The following is a 15631-nucleotide window of genomic DNA, read 5'->3' on the forward strand; positions in this document are numbered from 1 at the left end:
CAGCGCCAGTGGCGCTGTCGAACCCTGAGGACCTCAGTCCGAGACCCCGGACGTCATCGCCTGCGTGGCGGGCAGGTCCTCCGGGTCGACGACCGCGGGACGCGAGCCGGTGATCGAGCCCTCGCGGACCTCGCCGTGCAGCTCCTCGACCTCGTCGAGCATCTCCGCAGGCGAGCCGTTGATGGCCGTGGCCAGCCCGAGCGCCAGCCCACGCAGCTCCTGATCGCCGAGGCCGAGCCGGACCGCCACCGCGGCCGCGTTGACGGGCCGCTTCTCGGGATCCTTCTCGAGGCACTCCGCGATGAGGTCGCGCAGGTCCTCGGGGATCTCGTCGGGCAGCGGCGGGGGCGGCTCGTTGACGTGGCTGAGCGCCGTCGCGATGGGGGTGCCCCGGTCGAAGGGGCGCTGTCCCACGAGCATCTCGTGCGCCACGACGCCCAGGGCGTAGAGGTCGCTCGCGCCGGTCGCCGCGTGCCCGAGGGCCTGCTCCGGGCTGATGTAGTTGGGGGTGCCGAGCATCTCGCCGTGCTGCGTGTGGCCCGAGGCGTCGAGGGCACGGGCGATGCCGAAGTCGGTGAGCTTCACGAGGCCGTCGTCGCGGACCATGATGTTGGCCGGCTTGATGTCGCGGTGCACGACCCGGGCCTCGTGCGCCACGCCGAGGGCGAGCGCCGCCTGACCCATGATCGAGCGGACCTCGCTCGCCGGGAGCGGCCCGCGCTCCCTGAGCACCGCGGAGAGCGGCTCGCCGGACACGAGCTCCATGACGAGGAAGGCGAGGCCCTGGTCCTCGCCGTAGTCGAAGACCGTCGCGATGTTGGTGTGCATGAGGGCCGCCGAGTGCACGGCCTCGTCGCGGAAGCGCAGGGCGAAGAGCCGCTCGTGGTCGGCGTCGGGACGCATGATCTTGACGGCGACCTCGCGCTGCAGCACCGAGTCGGTGCCGGCCCAGACGTCAGCCATCCCCCCGGAGGCGATGCGCTGGTCCAGGCGGTAGCGCTCGCCCAGCACGAACCCTTCTTCCAGACGGTTCATGTCAGGGGCACCTGCGGCTTTCGGACTGAAGGTGCGCGTCAGTTGACATCTCAAGGGGCCTTCGTCAGCGGTCATGGTACGTGAGGACGTGGAGGTTGGTGAACTTCCCGTCCCGGACTGATTCGAGCCGTCCCCCCGGGTGCACGGCTCCCGCCTACATACCCCTGTCCGTACCGCCTCGAACAGGTGATTTCGTCGCGTCCTCGGGTGCGCGAGGGGGGAGCCGTCCTCCCTCGCTGGCGCTCGGTCGTCCTCCCAAATCCCGGCGGCGCACGCGATGACGAAGGGCCCCTCCGACATGACGAAGGGCCCCAGTTCCATGAACTGGGGCCCTTCGTCATCGCGTGCGCGAGGGGGGATTTGAACCCCCACGCCCTTTCGGACACTGGCACCTGAAGCCAGCGCGTCTGCCGTTCCGCCACTCGCGCGTGACAAGGAGACAGTGTGCTGTATCAGGCCCACTATCGCCAAACCGGGCACGCCCGGAGGCCGTCAAGGCCGATCGCGTATGCCGTGTGGCTGGCTACGTGACCACCGGTGCGTCCGCGTCGGGGACCTCGCCCGCCACCACCTGAGGTCGCTCGGCCGAGGAGCCCGAGCCCCCGGCATACCCCTCCCGGTGGCGTCCGCGAGGGGTCCGGCGCGGGTCGCCGAGCGACAGGGTGGCGAGCAGGCCGAGGACGAGGAAGCCGGCGGCGGTGAACGCGGCGAACCTCGTCGCGTCGGAGAAGGCCTGCTCGGCGACGGGCGCGGCAGCCGCGGTGCGCGGGTCCTTGGCCAGGGCGGGGATGGCCCCGCCCGCGCTCTCGACGACGGCGTTGACGATGCCGGTCCGGGCGGCCTCGGGCACCCCGAGGTCGGTCAGGCCCGAGTCGAGGCGGGCGCCGGCGGTCGTGAACAGGACCGTGCCGAGGATCGCGATGCCGAGCGCCGAGCCGACCTGGCGGGCCGTCGACTGCAGGCCCGAGCCCTCGCCGCTGCGCTCGACCGGCACGTCGACGAGGACGACCCCGGTCAGCTGCGCGGTCGCGAGCCCGACGCCGAAGCCGTAGACGAAGAGGCATGGCGTGACCGCGAGCCACGACGTCGAGGGGCCGATGGCCAGGCCGAGGCCGGCGACGCCGACGATCTCGGCGACGATGCCGATCCGCACGATGGCGGCCGCGGTGAGGCGGGCGCTGAGCACGGTGACGAGGCCACTCGCCGTGAACGAGCCGATGGCGAGCGCCAGGAGCACCAGGCCGGTCTGGAAGGCGGTGTAGCCGAGGACGTTCTGCAGCCACAGCGGCAGGGACAGCACGATGCCGAACTCGCCGAGACTGACGATCATCGCGGCGATGTTGCCGTTGCGGAACGACCGGATCCCGAAGAGGTCGAAGCGGAAGAGCGTCGGCAGCCCGGCCGCCGTGCGCCGCAGCGTCCGCACGACGAAGATCGTCCCGGCGAGCACCGTCACCGCGAAGGCCACCGCGACCGGCGACAGACCGCTCGACCACGTCCACGTGCCGAGCTGGAACGGCTTGGTCACGGCCCACCAGCCGTAGGTGCGGCCCTCGATGAGCCCGAAGGCGAGAGTCGCGAAGGTGACGGCCGACAGCAGCGCGCCGACGACGTCGATGCGCCCCGCTCGCGGCGAGCGCGACTCGTCGACGAAGAGCAGGACGCCCGCGACGATGAGCAGGCCGATGGGCAGGTTGATGCCGAAGGCCCAGCGCCACGAGAACGACGTCGTGAGCCAGCCGCCGAGGAGGGGGCCCACGGCGACCATACCGCCGATGGTCGAGCCCCAGACGGCGAAGGCGATGCCGCGCTCGCGCCCGGTGAAGCCGGCGTTGATGAGCGAGAGCGTCGTCGGCAGGATCATGGCGCCGCCGAAGCCCTGGATGATCCGGGCCCCGATGAGCGCCTCGCCCGAGCCGACGACGGCCGCGAGCACCGAGGCGGCGACGAAGACGACGACGCCGATGAGGAGCATCCGGCGTCGCCCGATGCGGTCTGCGATCGTGCCCCAGATGAGCAGCGTCGCCGCGAAGACGAGCGTGTAGGACTCCTGCACCCACTGGACCTGCGACGAGCTGAGCCCCAGGTCGTCGACGATGTAGGGCACCGCGACGTTGACGATGGTCGAGTCGACGATGATCAGCGCCACCGCGACGCTGATCGCGACGAGGCCGAACCAGCGCCGACGGTCGCCACCGCGGGCCACTGCGCCCGGCTGAGCCGCTTCTTGACTCATGCTTCCTCCAAGGATGTTTAGATCGTCTAAACATATGGAAGCAGTACCATCGCCCCATGGCAATCCCGCTCCCGGACGGCACCCCGCCGCGCGCCCACGAGCCCGAGACGTGGGCGCTTCGAGCCCTCGGGACGGCCTCGGCCGAGGCCTCCGGCGCACTGGCCCGGCGGATGCGGATGCACCCGACCGACCTGTCGGCGATGAGCCACGTCGCCGCCTCGGACGGCCACCTCGGCCCGCGCGAGCTGAGCACGCGGCTCGGCATCACCCCGGCCGCGATGACCGACGTCGTCGACCGGCTCGAGGCCGCCGGGCACCTGCTCCGCGAGCGCGACACCGCCGACCGTCGCCGGGTGCGGCTCGTGCCCACCGAGTCCGCCGCCACCGAGGTCCGCGGCCAGCTGCGCAGCCTCCTCGACCGGCTCGACGCCCTGACCGACGACTTCACCGACGCCGAGCGCGACGCGATCCACCGCTACCTGCAGGCCGCGACCGAGGCCTACCACCGGTTCGCCGTCGACGAGGGCTGACGCCCGTCGCGCGGGGGTCGCGCGAATTCGGCTCAGGACTCGGTCAGGGGGCCGGCCGGGTGCCGCCGTGCGGCACACCGAGCAGGTATGCCGCGTCGGCGAACGCGCCCCCGAGCACCCCGGGCGGGCGGCTGGGGTCACGACGCTCCACCCCCGACGCGTGGACCTCGGCGTCGTCCTGGGGGTCGAAGCCGATCGCCAGACCGGGGGCCAGGTCGACCCTGCGCCTCGTGTTGCGCGAGACGCCCCACACGACGTGGTGGCCGACCGCACCGGTCGTCAGCGTCGCGAGCACGAGCCGCGTCATGTCGTCGGGCGACAGCCACGACTGCAGCGAGCGCGGCCCGCCGGGAGCGTCGTCGAAGGTCATGATGCGGGCGCTGACGACCGTCATCCCGAAACGGCCGGCATACAACCCCCCGAGCGCCTCGAGGGCCGCCTTGCTGACGCCGTAGTACGTGTCGGGCGCCGGCAGCGGCATCCCCTCGCGGACGAGCGGTGCGTCCACCGGCACGAACCCCGCGGCGTGGACCGAGCTGGCGAGCAGCAGCCGAGGGACGCCGGCCAACCGCGCCGCCTCGCACACGGCGTGGGTGCCGTCGATGTTGACGGCGAGGATGTCGGCCCAGGCCCGCTCGTCGGAGTGCGCGCCGAGGTGCACGACGAGGTCGGCGCCGGCGAAGGCCTCCGCCTGGGTGTCGACGTCGCGCAGGTCGGACTCGACCGCGCGCTCGGTCGCCGGGTCGACGTCGCGCAGCGGCACGCCGGGGCCGTCGACCAGGACGAGATGGTGCCCCGCCGCGCGCAGGCGTGGTCGCAACGCCGTGGCGATTCGACCGGAGGCGCCGGTCAGGGCGAGGAGCGCCACGTCAGCGACCGACCCGACGAGCCACCCGCACCCGGCTCAGAGGCCGTCGACGACGACGGCAGCCATCTCCATGCACGACTCGTGCGTCTTGCGGCTGATCTTCAGCGGGTCGAGGTGCAGGCCCGGCGCGAGCATCGGGTCGTAGGGGATGTCGACGACCGCGCGCACCCACTGCTCGAAGTGCTCGCGCGTGTGCACGCCGGCGCCGACGTCGTTGCCCTTGGCCGAGGTGTGCGAGATGACGCAGACGGCGTTGCGCACGAGGTCGCCCCGGCCCATCGCGACGAGCGCGTCGAGGTTCTTGGCGGCGACGACCGACGTGTCGTCCTTGAGCGACGTCGCGAAGACGAGCATGTCGGCGCGGGCGGCGGCCGCGAGCCAGTTGGGTGACAGGCGGTTGTTGCCCGTGTCGACGACGATCATCCGGTAGAAGCGCGACAGCTGCGTGTGGAGGTCCTCGAACTCCTGCTCGCCGATGATGCGCATCGCCTCGTCGTCGTCAGCCGAGGCCAGCACGTCGAAGGACAGCCCCCGCTGCTCGCGCACCCAGTGCTCGAGCTCGGACGTGCCGGCGTTGGGGTCCTCGGCGATCGTCGGCAGGGCACCGAGCAGGTCGACGACCGTGCGGTGGTGGCTCTGCGACGGCGCGCGCATGCCGAGCGTGCCCTCGGTCTCGTTGTTGTCCCACGCGAGGACGGAGCCGGACCGGTAGCGGCCGAGGTAGCTGGCCAGCATGAGCGTGACGAGCGTCTTGCCGCCGCCGCCCTTGGTGTTGATGACCATGATCGTCTTGCGGCCGCCCAGGGGCCGGGCGATGCGGTCGATGCGGTCGCGCTCGAGCATCTCCTTGACGCTCGGCCCCATGCCGAAGGCCTTGCGCAGGCCCGAGTTGGCCTTGGTCTTCTGGCGCTCACCCTTGGAGCGGGCCGTGATGAGGTCCTCGGCGCTGGGCCGGTCGGAGTTGCCGGCGCGCGCGGCGGGGGTCAGGTCGTACTCCGCCGGGTCGTAGCCGCGCTCGGCGGCCATGGCGGCCACGTCGGGGTCGACGGCCGGCCGGGCGGCATACGCCCGCTGTGCCGCGGTGTGGTCGGTCGTCCCGGGGGCCGCGGACGTCGACGCGGCACCCGAGTCGTAGGCGTCGGAGGCGGACCCGGCGGGCGTCCAGCCGCTTGAGGTCTGCTCGGGCTCCTCGGTGGCGGACGCCGACCAGTCGGCGGTGCCGGGGTCGGAGGGCTCCCAGTCGGTCCACGTGTTGGTCGAGCCGGACGTGCTCGCCGGGCCGGCGTCCTCGGCGTCGTCGCTGCCGAGCGAGCCGCCGTTCTGCGAGTAGCCGTTCAGGCGGCCCAGCTCGGAGGTGTCGTAGGCGGCGGTGTCGTCGGAGACCTCGCCGGACTGCCAGGAGGTGTCGTCCCACGTCGAGCTCCATGGGTCGGCCGGGGCCGCCTCGGGCTCGGTGGCGCCGGCACCCGCTACGGGGATGGGGAGAGCGAAGCCACCCGGGATGGTGTTGTTCGCCGAGAAGCCGGGGATGCCCTGGCTCTCGGTGCTACCGGTCTCGTCCTTGCTCATCGAGCACTCCTTGCTGGCCTGACGCGGCGGGAACCTGGTGCGCGACCCCGCCACGGGATCCGTGTGATCGTCCCACGACTGCGCCACACATCAAACCCGCCGACCACCACCCTGTGGGCCCGAACGGGCGTTTTGCCCGGGCCTCCACAGACTGTCGGTTGGGGGCTGTAGGGGGTGACCCGGTTACGATGAAGCGCCCAGCACGAGCGCTCAACACGGAGGAGGAGACGGCGTGGGACTCATCAACCGTGTCGAGCACGGTCTCGCCAAGGCTGTCCACGGCGCCTTCGCGAAGGCGTTCAAGTCGGAGGTGCAGCCCGTCGAGATCGCGTCGGCGATCCGCCGGGCCATGGACGACCGCGCCGCACTGCTGGGCCACGGCCGCGCCATGGTGCCCAACCTCTACACGATCGAGCTGAGCCAGACCGACTACGACCGCCTCGGCGACTACGAGGAGGACCTGTCCGACGACCTCGTCGCCGCGGCGCAGGAGCACGCGGACTCGCAGGGCTACCAGCCCGGCGGCCCGCTCGAGGTGCAGCTCGTCGAGGGTGAGGGGCTCGAGACCGGCGTCTTCCGCGTCCGCCCCGCCACCGCCAAGCAGGCCGGCCGCGAGCCGGCCCGCGAGCAGGCGAGCCCCGCCCCCCGCCCGCAGACCAACGCCGGCACCGTCATCGACGAGGCCCCGGTCCACCGGCCCGCCCCGCGCTCCAACCCGTCAGCCCGTCCGTGGCTCGACATCGGCGGCGACCGCTACCCGCTCCTCGGCAGCCTGACCACGCTCGGCCGCGACGAGACCGCCGACATCGTCATCGACGACCCCGGGGTCTCGCGGCGGCACAGCGAGATCCGGGTCACGACCGACGGTCCGCACCTCGTCACCTCGATCCGGGACCTCAACTCGACCAACGGCACCTTCGTCAACGGCGACCGGGTCTCGAGCCAGCGACTCCAGGACGGCGACCGCCTCACCATCGGCCGCACCTCGGCCACGTTCCGCGCGGGACGCCGGTGAGCCCGATGACCCCCGTGCACGTCCTTCCGGCGATGACGACTGGTGACGCATGAGTGAACTCACCCTGACCCTGCTGCGGCTGGGTCTGCTGGCGCTGCTGTGGATCTTCATCTTCAGCGTCGTCGGCGTGCTCCGCACCGACATCTACGGCACGGCGGTGAGCCGTCGCGGACAGCGCAAGGCGCTCAAGCAGGCCGAGAAGCAGGACCGCCAGCGCAGCGCACCGCGCACGCCTGTCCCGGCAGCCGCGGGAGCGGGTGCCGCCGGTGCGGCCGGTGCGGCCGGTGCCGCCGGTGCCGCCGGCGCGCCCCAGCCGGTCGGGCGCAAGGGTCGCGGCCGGGGCAAGGGCACCCCGACGACGCTCGTCGTCACCGAGGGCCCCCTCGCGGGCACGTCGCTGCCGCTGCGCAGCGGCGGCATCCTCATCGGCCGCAACCCCGAGTGCGCGCTCGTCCTCGACGACGACTACGCCTCGGGCCGGCACTGCCGCATCTATCCCGACCCGTCGGGCCGCGACGGCTGGGCCGTCGAGGACCTCGGCTCCACCAACGGCACCTTCATCGGCCGTGACCGCCTGACCGGGTCACGACCCGTCGAGGTGGGCACGACCCTGAGGATCGGCAAGACCGTCCTCGAACTGCGAGGCTGACCCGGTGGCCATCGCCCTGCGCTATGCCGCGCGCTCCGACCTCGGGCTGGGACCTAAGTCCCGCAACGAGGACTCGGGGTATGCCGGCCCCAACCTGCTCGTCCTCGCCGACGGGATGGGCGGGCACGCCGCGGGCGACGTCGCGAGCTCGATGATCGTCGGCGAGCTCGCCCCCCTCGACGAGGAGGACGTGACCGCCGACCAGGCGATCCCGCTCCTCGAGGAGGCCCTGCACTCCGCCAACGCCAAGCTCACCAAGGCGATGCGCGAGAACTCCGAGCTCGCCGGGATGGGCAGCACGACCATCGTCATGCTCCGCACCGGCAACAAGCTCGCCATGGCCCACATCGGCGACTCCCGCGCCTTCATGCTGCGCGGCGACACGTTCTCGCAGATCACCAAGGACCACTCCTTCGTCCAGCAGCTCATCGACGAGGGGCGCATCTCCAAGGAGGACGCCGGGCACCACCCGCAGCGCTCGGTCGTGACCCGGGTCATGACGGGCCAGCCCGACGACGAGCCGGACACCTCGCTCCGCGAGGCGAAGATCGGCGACCGCTTCCTCATGTGCTCCGACGGCCTGTCCGACTTCGTCGGCGCCGACGTCATCGAGGAGATCCTCCGCGAGGCCCGCACCCCCGACGAGGCCGCCGACCGCTGCATCGAGATCGCCCTCAAGGCGAGCACGCGCGACAACGTCACCGTCATCGTCGCCGAGGTCGTCGACGCGGACGGCGACGACCTGCCGACCACCGTGCCGCAGGTCGTCGGCGCCGCCGGCAAGCGGATGCGCGGACGCACCCGGGCGATCCCGACGAGCCCGGCCGAGAAGGCCGCGGCGCTCTCGCGCGAGGCCACCGGCCGCGCCGAGCCCGACGACGACGCCCCCGAGCTCGCCGAGGACGGCAAGCGCTCGCGCCGGTCCAAGATCGTGCTGCGCACCATCGGCGTGCTCGTCGTCGCTGCCATCCTCGGCGGCGGCGGCTATGCCGCGTGGGCCTGGTCGCAGAAGCAGTTCTTCGTCGCCGCCGACGCGGGCCACATCGCGATCTTCCGCGGGGTCTCGCAGGACCTCGGCCCGATCAAGCTCTCGCACGTCGAGTCCCCCGTCCGACGTACTCGTCTCCGACCTGCCGACCGACGTCCAGGCCTCCGTCGCCAACACGATCCCGGCCCGCGACATCGCCGACGCCGAGATCAAGGTGTCGGCCCTGCGCGGCGAGGCCCTGCGCTGCCAACACCTCGCCGCGACCGGCACGCCGTGCGGCACGTCGCCGGCGCCCACGCCGATCCCGACGACGCCCCCCACCTCGCCGTCCCCGACGTCACCCACCCCGTCGCCGTCGCCGTCGACGCCCGGCCCGAGCACCTCGAGCACGAAGCCGCCCGCCGCCGCCGGGTCCGCCGACCGCCTCGTGGGGGTGGTGGCGTGACGACGACCGTCGAGCCGCTGACCCCCCGGACGCGCCGCGGCGCGGAGCTGCTCCTGCTCGTCCTCGCGATCGCCATCGTGCTGCTGGCGTGGGTCACCACCGACCTCAACCGCAACGGCACCGTGCCGGCCAACATCATCCCGGTCGCCGGCGGCTTCACGCTCCTGACGCTGGGCGTCCACCTCGTCCTGCGGTGGAAGGCGGCCTACGCCGACCCGGTGCTGCTGCCCATCACGACGGTGCTCAACGGCCTCGGCCTGGTCATGATCCACCGCCTCGACCTCGCGCGCGGCAAGCTCGGCACCGACGGCGACGCCTACCGCCAGCTCATCTGGACCACGCTCGCCGTCGTGCTCGCCGTGGCCGTGCTCTTCGTGCTCCGTGACCACCGCCTGCTGCGCCGCTACACCTTCGTGACGATGGCCGCCGGCTTCGTGCTCCTGCTGCTGCCGCTCGTGCCCGGCATCGGCCGCACCATCAACGGCTCGCAGATCTGGATCTCCATCGGCCCGCTCAACTTCCAGCCCGGCGAGTTCGCCAAGATCGCCCTCGCCATCTTCTTCGCCGGCTACTTGGTCCAGACCCGCGACGTGCTCTCGCTCGCCGGCAAGAAGGTCCTCGGCTTCACCTTCCCGCGCGGTCGCGACCTCGGGCCGATCCTCGTGGCCTGGGTGCTCGCGCTGCTCGTGCTCGTCTTCCAGAAGGACCTCGGCTCGGCCCTGCTCTTCTTCGGCCTCTTCGTCGCGATGCTCTACGTCGCGACCGAGCGCGTCTCGTGGATCGCGATCGGCCTGCTGCTCTTCGCGGTCGCCGTCACCTTCGCGCTCTCGGCCTTCACGCACTTCCAGAAGCGCGTCGACCTCTGGCTCGACCCCTTCTCGGCGGACAACCTCGAGCGGTCCAACCAGCTGGCCAACGGCCTCTGGGGCATGGCCTCCGGCGGCCTCACCGGCACCGGGCTCGGCGCGGGCCGGCCCTACCTGACGTCCTTCGCCGAGAGCGACTTCATCTTCCCGGCCCTCGGTGAGGAGCTCGGGCTCTTCGGCTCGGTCGCGATCATCGTGCTCTACCTGCTCTTCTGCGAGCGCGGCATCCGCACCGCCCTCGGCGTGCGCGACGGCTTCGGCAAGCTGCTCGCGATCGGCCTCGCCTTCTCCGTCGCCTTCCAGCTCTTCATCGTCATCGGCGGCGTCACCCGGGTCATCCCGCTGACCGGCCTGACGACCCCGTTCATGTCGCTCGGCGGCTCGTCCCTGCTCGCGAACTGGGTCATCATGGCGCTGCTGCTGCGCATCTCCGACCAGGCTCGCAGGCCGATGCCCGAGATCCCCGTGGGCGTCGCCGCCGACGACCCGTCGCCGGCCGAGGTCACCCAGGTGGTGAGGCTCCCGTGAACACCCCGATCCGCCGCCTCTCGGTCCTCATCGCCGTGCTCTTCACGACCCTGCTCGTGGCCTCGACGATCGTGCAGTTCACCCAGGCCAAGACGCTCAACGCGATGTCGACCAACAAGCGCACGCTGCTCGACACCTACTCGCGCGAGCGCGGGTCGATCGTCGTCGGCGGCCAGGCCGTCGCGAAGTCGGTGTCCGTCGAGGACCAGTACCGCTTCCTGCGCACCTACCCCCAGGACAAGCTCTACGCGCAGCTGACCGGCTTCTACTCCTACTCCGTCGGCGCCCCGTACGGCCTCGAGCACGCCGCTGACGACCTGCTCTCCGGCGACGCCGACACGCTCTTCGTCCGCCGGGTCACCGACCTCATCACCGGCCGCAAGACGTCGGGCGCCACGATCGAGCTGACGATCGACCCCAAGGCGCAGGCCGCCGCCGACAAGGCGCTCGGCGAGAGCAAGGGCGCGGTCGTGGCCCTCGACCCCAAGACCGGCGCCATCCTCGCCATGGTCAGCCACCCGACCTACGACCCCAACCCGCTCTCGAGCCACGACCTCTCCAAGGCGGCCAAGGCCTGGCAGAGCCTGTCGACCGACCAGGACAAGCCCTACCTCAACCGCGCCATCAGCGGCGTCTACCCGCCCGGGTCGACCTTCAAGGTCGTGACGGCCGCGGCCGCGCTCGAGAACGGCGTCGTCAGCGACGAGAACTCCACCGTGCCGGGACCGGCCGAGCTCGACCTGCCGCTGACGAGCACCAACCTGCCCAACGAGGACGGCCGCGCCTGCGGACCCAACAACGAGACGACGCTCATCCACGCGCTCGAGATCTCGTGCAACACCACCTTCGGCTCGCTCGGCCTCGACCTCGGCGGCGAGAAGCTGCGCGCGCAAGCCGCGAAGTTCGGCTTCGGTGACTCGCTCCAGATCCCGATGCGCGTCGCGACGAGCTCGGTGCCCGCCGACCTGAACGCCCCCCAAGCCGCCCAGGCCGCCATCGGCCAGTACGACGTGCGCTCGACCCCGCTGCAGATGGCGATGGTCGCGGCCGGCATCGGCAACCAGGGCCGGGTCATGACGCCCTACCTCATCGACTCGGTGCGCAGCGCCAACCTCGACATCATCGAGTCGACGCCCGACCCGGTCGAGCTCTCGCAGGCCGTCTCGGAGCAGACCGCCAGCACGCTGACCAAGATGATGGTCTCCGTCGTCGACAACGGCAGCGGCGCCCGCGCCCGGATCGCCGGCGTCGACGTCGCCGGCAAGACCGGCACCGCGCAGCACGACCCCGGCAAGCCGCCGCACGCGTGGTTCATCTCCTTCGCCCCGGCCGTCAACCCGAAGGTCGCCGTGGCCGTCGTCGTCGAGGACGGCGGTGTCACCGGCAGCGAGATCGGCGGTGGCCGCGTCGCCGCACCGATCGCGCGGGCAGTCATGGAGGCGGTGCTGAGCCGATGACCCACCCGACGACGCCCCTGTCGAACCACCCGACGACCCAGCTGTCGACCCCCCTGTCGACCCCGCCGAGCCTCCGGACGGGCTCGACCCTCGGCGGCCGCTACACGCTCGGCGCCGCCATCGCCTCCGGCGGGATGGGCGACGTGTGGGAGGCCACCGACGACGTGCTCCAGCGCCCGGTCGCCGTCAAGGTGATGCGGCCCCAGGGCCCCGACGACGTCGCCTTCCTCGACCGCTTCCGTGACGAGGCCCGGGGCAGCGCGTCGCTGCACCACCCCAACATCGCGGCCGTCTTCGACTACGGCGAGGAGGACGGCACGGCATACCTCGTCATGGAGCTCGTGCCGGGACGCACGCTGGGCGAGATCATCCGCGAGAGCGACGGCGGCATGCCGGCCGACGAGGTGCGCTCGGTGCTCGGCCAGGCCGCCCTGGCCCTGTCGGCGGCCCACGAGGCCGGTGTCGTGCACCGCGACGTCAAGCCCGCCAACATCATCGTGACGCCGGAGGGGCAGGCCAAGCTGACCGACTTCGGCATCGCCCGGGTCGGCGACGGCTCAGGGCACACCCTGACCGGCGAGGTGCTCGGCACCCCCGACTACATCAGCCCGGAGCAGGCCCTCGGCGAGCAGGCGACCGCCTCGAGCGACCTCTACTCCCTGGGCGTCGTGGCGCACGAGATGATCACCGGCCGCAAGCCGTTCGACATGGGCACGCCCGTCGCGACGGCGATCGCCCAGGTCACCGACCCGCCGCCCGAGCTGCCCGGCACGGTGCCGCTCGACCTGCGTGAGGTCGTCGACGCGTGCCTCGCCAAGTCGGCTGCCGACCGCCCCGCCGACGCGCGCGCCGTGGCCGAGGCCGCGGGCGTGCCGCTCGGGTCGCTGCCCGGCGTGACGCCCACACCTCCCACGACGCCCTCCACCACCCGGCTGCTGCCGGTCGCCGCCGGCGCCCCTGGCGCTTCGGGCGTCACGTCCCGGGCCGCGTCCCGCGCGTCGTCCCGCCGTTCTCGCCTCGCGTCGTCGAGGCCGTCGTCGGGATCGTCGTCCGGAGCCGGTTCGCGGGACAGCAGCCGCCGCAGTCGCCTGGCCTGGCTCGCCGTCCCGGCCGTCGCGGTCGTCGCACTGGGGGCCTTCGCCCTCGGCAGCGTCATGAACGGTCCGGCCGCGAGCCCCGACGCACGGCCGGCCGCCGCCACGACGCCCGCGGCCACGGTCCCGACTGCGACCACCCCCAGCACGGCCAGCACGCCCCGCGCGACGAGCACCCCGAAGCCGACCACCGCGAGCCCGAAGCAGACGTCGAGCCGGACCACGACGACGACCACGACGAAGGCCACGACGACGAAGACCTCCCCGAAGCCCGCCCACCCCGGCAGGAACAAGGGGAAGGGCGGCAAGGCGAAGTGACATGCCCGAGCAGCCCCACCAGCCCGACCCACCCGAGCAGCCCGAACAGCGCGACGCAGGCGCACGACGAGCGGACCAGGATGACCCAGCACCCGAACGAGCAGAGGCCAACGACGTGAGCACCGCACCCCGTGTCCTCGGCGGACGCTACGAGGTCGGCGAGCTGATCGGTCGTGGCGGGATGGCCGACGTGCACCTCGGCCACGACACCCGTCTCGGACGCCAGGTCGCCATCAAGATGCTGCGCTCGGACCTCGCGCGCGACGCGAACTTCCTCATGCGCTTCCGCCGCGAGGCCCAGTCGGCGGCCGGGCTCAACCACCCGGCGATCGTCGCCATCTTCGACTCGGGCGAGGACGACAGCGTCGTCGAGGGCCCCAACGGCACGCGCACGACGCTGCCCTACATCGTCATGGAGTACGTCGACGGCCAGACCCTGCGCCAGCAGCTGACCGAGCACGAGCAGTTCGAGCCCGCCGAGGCCATCCGGGTCACCGAGGGCATCCTCGACGCGCTGGCCTACAGCCACCGGATGGGCATCGTCCACCGTGACATCAAGCCGGCCAACGTCATGATCACGAGCAACGGGCACGTCAAGGTCATGGACTTCGGCATCGCGCGCGCGATCGCCGACACGGCCGCGACGATGACCCAGACCCAGTCGGTCGTCGGCACCGCGCAGTACCTCTCGCCGGAGCAGGCGCAGGGCCAGACGGTCGACGCGCGCTCCGACCTCTACTCGACGGGCTGCCTGCTCTTCGAGCTGCTCGCCGGGCGCCCACCGTTCACCGGTGACTCGCCCGTCGCCATCGCCTACCAGCACGTCGGCGAGCCGCCGCAGCCCCCGAGCGTCTTCAACGACGCCGTCGGCGGCGACCTCGACGCCGTGACGCTCCACGCCCTCGCCAAGGACCGCGAGGCCCGATACCAGAACGCCGGCGCCTTCCGGGCGGACCTCGAGAACGTCCGGCTCGGGCGCCAGATCAGCGCGGCCGCGCTCGGCACGGCCGCTTCCGTCGGCGCCGCAGCCACGCAGACCCTTCCGCAGGCGTATGCCGTCGCCGGCACCCCCACCGCCGTGCAGGCGCCGGTCACCGCCCGCCGGGACCGCTACGAGAACACCGCCGGGCTCCCGGCCGTCGGCCACGAGGAGGACGACGAGCAGGGCAAGGGCGGCAAGGGCAAGGCCGCCCTCATCACGCTGCTCGTCATCGCCGTGCTCGCGCTCGTCGGCTGGGGCGCCGTGTCGTGGTTCGGCAACCAGACGCCCGCCGTGACGATGGTCTCGGTGCCCGCCATCGAGGGCATGAACGAGGAGACCGCGGCCCGCACCCTCGCGACCAACAACCTGCGGGGCGAGAAGTCGCCCGCGGCGAGCACCACCGTGCCCGAGGGCGACGTCATCAGCCAGGACCCGAAGTCGGGCACGAAGATCGCCGAGCAGTCGGTCGTCAAGTACGTCGTCTCGACCGGGCCGGACAACCTCACGGTCCCCAACGTCACCGGCTTCGACAAGGACGAGGCGCGGGCGGAGCTGGAGAAGCAGGGCTTCGTCGTGTCCGGCTTCCAGGAGGAGAACACTCCCGACCAGTCCAAGGACAAGGTGACCAAGACCGAGCCGGCGGCCCAGTCGGTCGTCGCCAAGGGCTCGAAGATCAAGATCTTCTACGCCACCGGCAACGTCAAGGTCCCCGACAACCTCGTCGGGCAGGACTGGGCGCTGGCCGCCGTCGCCCTCCAGAAGGCGGGTCTCGACCCGCGCAAGGAGACCGTCGACTCCGACAAGAACCCCGACGAGGTCCTCTCGGTCGACCGGGCCGGCGACGTCGTCAAGGCGGGCACGCAGATCACCGTCAAGGTGGCCCGCACCCCGACCCCGACCCCGTCGACGGTCACCGTCACCCCGACGCAGACGCCGACGACGACGAGCACCGACACCGGCACGCCGACCACGCCGCCCGGTCAGTAGCGCGCCAGCAGCTCCACACGGCATACGAGAGGGCCCTTCCCAAGCGGGAGGGCCCTTTCGTTGT

11 protein-coding genes, 1 tRNA gene and 1 pseudogene are annotated in these 15631 nt (G+C 72.1%); 8 read left to right on the forward strand and 5 right to left on the reverse strand.

The window, feature by feature from the left end; genetic code table 11:
• Positions 1 to 33 precede the first annotated feature (33 nt).
• The 3 genes from IEY30_RS04645 to IEY30_RS04655 all read right to left on the reverse strand — a co-directional run bounded on the left by IEY30_RS04645 (position 34) and on the right by IEY30_RS04655 (position 3271).
• On the reverse strand, positions 34 to 1035 hold the full coding sequence (locus tag IEY30_RS04645) for a serine/threonine-protein kinase (RefSeq protein WP_162181002.1): 1002 nt from the start codon (positions 1033 to 1035) through the stop codon (positions 34 to 36).
• Positions 1036 to 1380: 345 nt separating this feature from the next.
• Positions 1381 to 1463, reverse strand: a tRNA-Leu gene (locus tag IEY30_RS04650).
• A gap of 95 nt (positions 1464 to 1558) precedes the next feature.
• Positions 1559 to 3271, reverse strand: coding sequence for a DHA2 family efflux MFS transporter permease subunit (locus IEY30_RS04655; protein ID WP_081920457.1), 1713 nt, complete (start codon positions 3269 to 3271; stop codon positions 1559 to 1561).
• A gap of 56 nt (positions 3272 to 3327) precedes the next feature.
• Here IEY30_RS04655 and IEY30_RS04660 point away from each other — a divergent pair, with 56 nt between their 5' ends.
• Positions 3328 to 3801, forward strand: coding sequence for a MarR family winged helix-turn-helix transcriptional regulator (locus IEY30_RS04660; RefSeq protein WP_052358495.1), 474 nt, complete (start codon positions 3328 to 3330; stop codon positions 3799 to 3801).
• A gap of 43 nt (positions 3802 to 3844) precedes the next feature.
• On the opposite strand, the gene IEY30_RS04665 is transcribed toward IEY30_RS04660, so the two are convergent.
• Together IEY30_RS04665 and IEY30_RS04670 are read right to left on the reverse strand one after the other, a co-directional pair.
• On the reverse strand, positions 3845 to 4669 hold the full coding sequence (locus IEY30_RS04665) for an NAD-dependent epimerase/dehydratase family protein (RefSeq protein ID WP_030197458.1): 825 nt from the start codon (positions 4667 to 4669) through the stop codon (positions 3845 to 3847).
• Between the two features lie 36 nt (positions 4670 to 4705).
• Entirely contained in the window at positions 4706 to 6238 is a 1533-nt protein-coding gene (locus tag IEY30_RS04670) for a hypothetical protein (protein ID WP_052358496.1), read from the reverse strand.
• 232 nt (positions 6239 to 6470) lie between these two features.
• Here IEY30_RS04670 and IEY30_RS04675 point away from each other — a divergent pair, with 232 nt between their 5' ends.
• The 7 genes and pseudogenes from IEY30_RS04675 (at position 6471) to pknB (ending at position 15567) form a co-directional block, all read left to right on the forward strand.
• Positions 6471 to 7253 (forward strand): FHA domain-containing protein, encoded by a 783-nt coding sequence (locus IEY30_RS04675; protein WP_030197465.1) that lies wholly within the window; start codon positions 6471 to 6473, stop codon positions 7251 to 7253.
• Between the two features lie 49 nt (positions 7254 to 7302).
• The gene (locus IEY30_RS04680; RefSeq protein ID WP_030197473.1) at positions 7303 to 7902 is read left to right on the forward strand and encodes an FHA domain-containing protein FhaB/FipA; all 600 of its coding nucleotides are present in this window, start codon (positions 7303 to 7305) and stop codon (positions 7900 to 7902) included.
• A gap of 115 nt (positions 7903 to 8017) precedes the next feature.
• Positions 8018 to 8464, forward strand: a pseudogene (locus IEY30_RS21775) (PP2C family protein-serine/threonine phosphatase); the annotation flags it as partial.
• An 867-nt stretch (positions 8465 to 9331) separates the two neighbouring features.
• Positions 9332 to 10729, forward strand: coding sequence for an FtsW/RodA/SpoVE family cell cycle protein (locus IEY30_RS04690; RefSeq protein WP_043416743.1), 1398 nt, complete (start codon positions 9332 to 9334; stop codon positions 10727 to 10729).
• Positions 10726 to 12186 carry a peptidoglycan D,D-transpeptidase FtsI family protein gene (locus IEY30_RS04695; RefSeq protein WP_030197482.1) on the forward strand — a complete coding sequence of 487 codons (1461 nt, stop codon included), beginning with the start codon at positions 10726 to 10728 and terminating at the stop codon, positions 12184 to 12186. The genes IEY30_RS04690 and IEY30_RS04695 overlap by 4 nt, the downstream gene beginning before the upstream one ends.
• Positions 12183 to 13598: a serine/threonine-protein kinase gene (locus IEY30_RS04700; RefSeq protein ID WP_081920458.1), complete on the forward strand. Its 1416-nt coding sequence runs from the start codon at positions 12183 to 12185 to the stop codon at positions 13596 to 13598. The genes IEY30_RS04695 and IEY30_RS04700 overlap by 4 nt, the downstream gene beginning before the upstream one ends.
• Before the next feature lie 115 nt (positions 13599 to 13713).
• Complete coding sequence (pknB, locus tag IEY30_RS04705; protein WP_030197487.1) at positions 13714 to 15567, forward strand: Stk1 family PASTA domain-containing Ser/Thr kinase; 1854 nt, start codon at positions 13714 to 13716, stop codon at positions 15565 to 15567.
• The last annotated feature ends 64 nt before the right edge of the window (positions 15568 to 15631 follow it).

Origin of the sequence: Terrabacter tumescens (assembly GCF_014646815.1) — a bacterium.
Classification (GTDB): domain Bacteria; phylum Actinomycetota; class Actinomycetes; order Actinomycetales; family Dermatophilaceae; genus Terrabacter; species Terrabacter tumescens.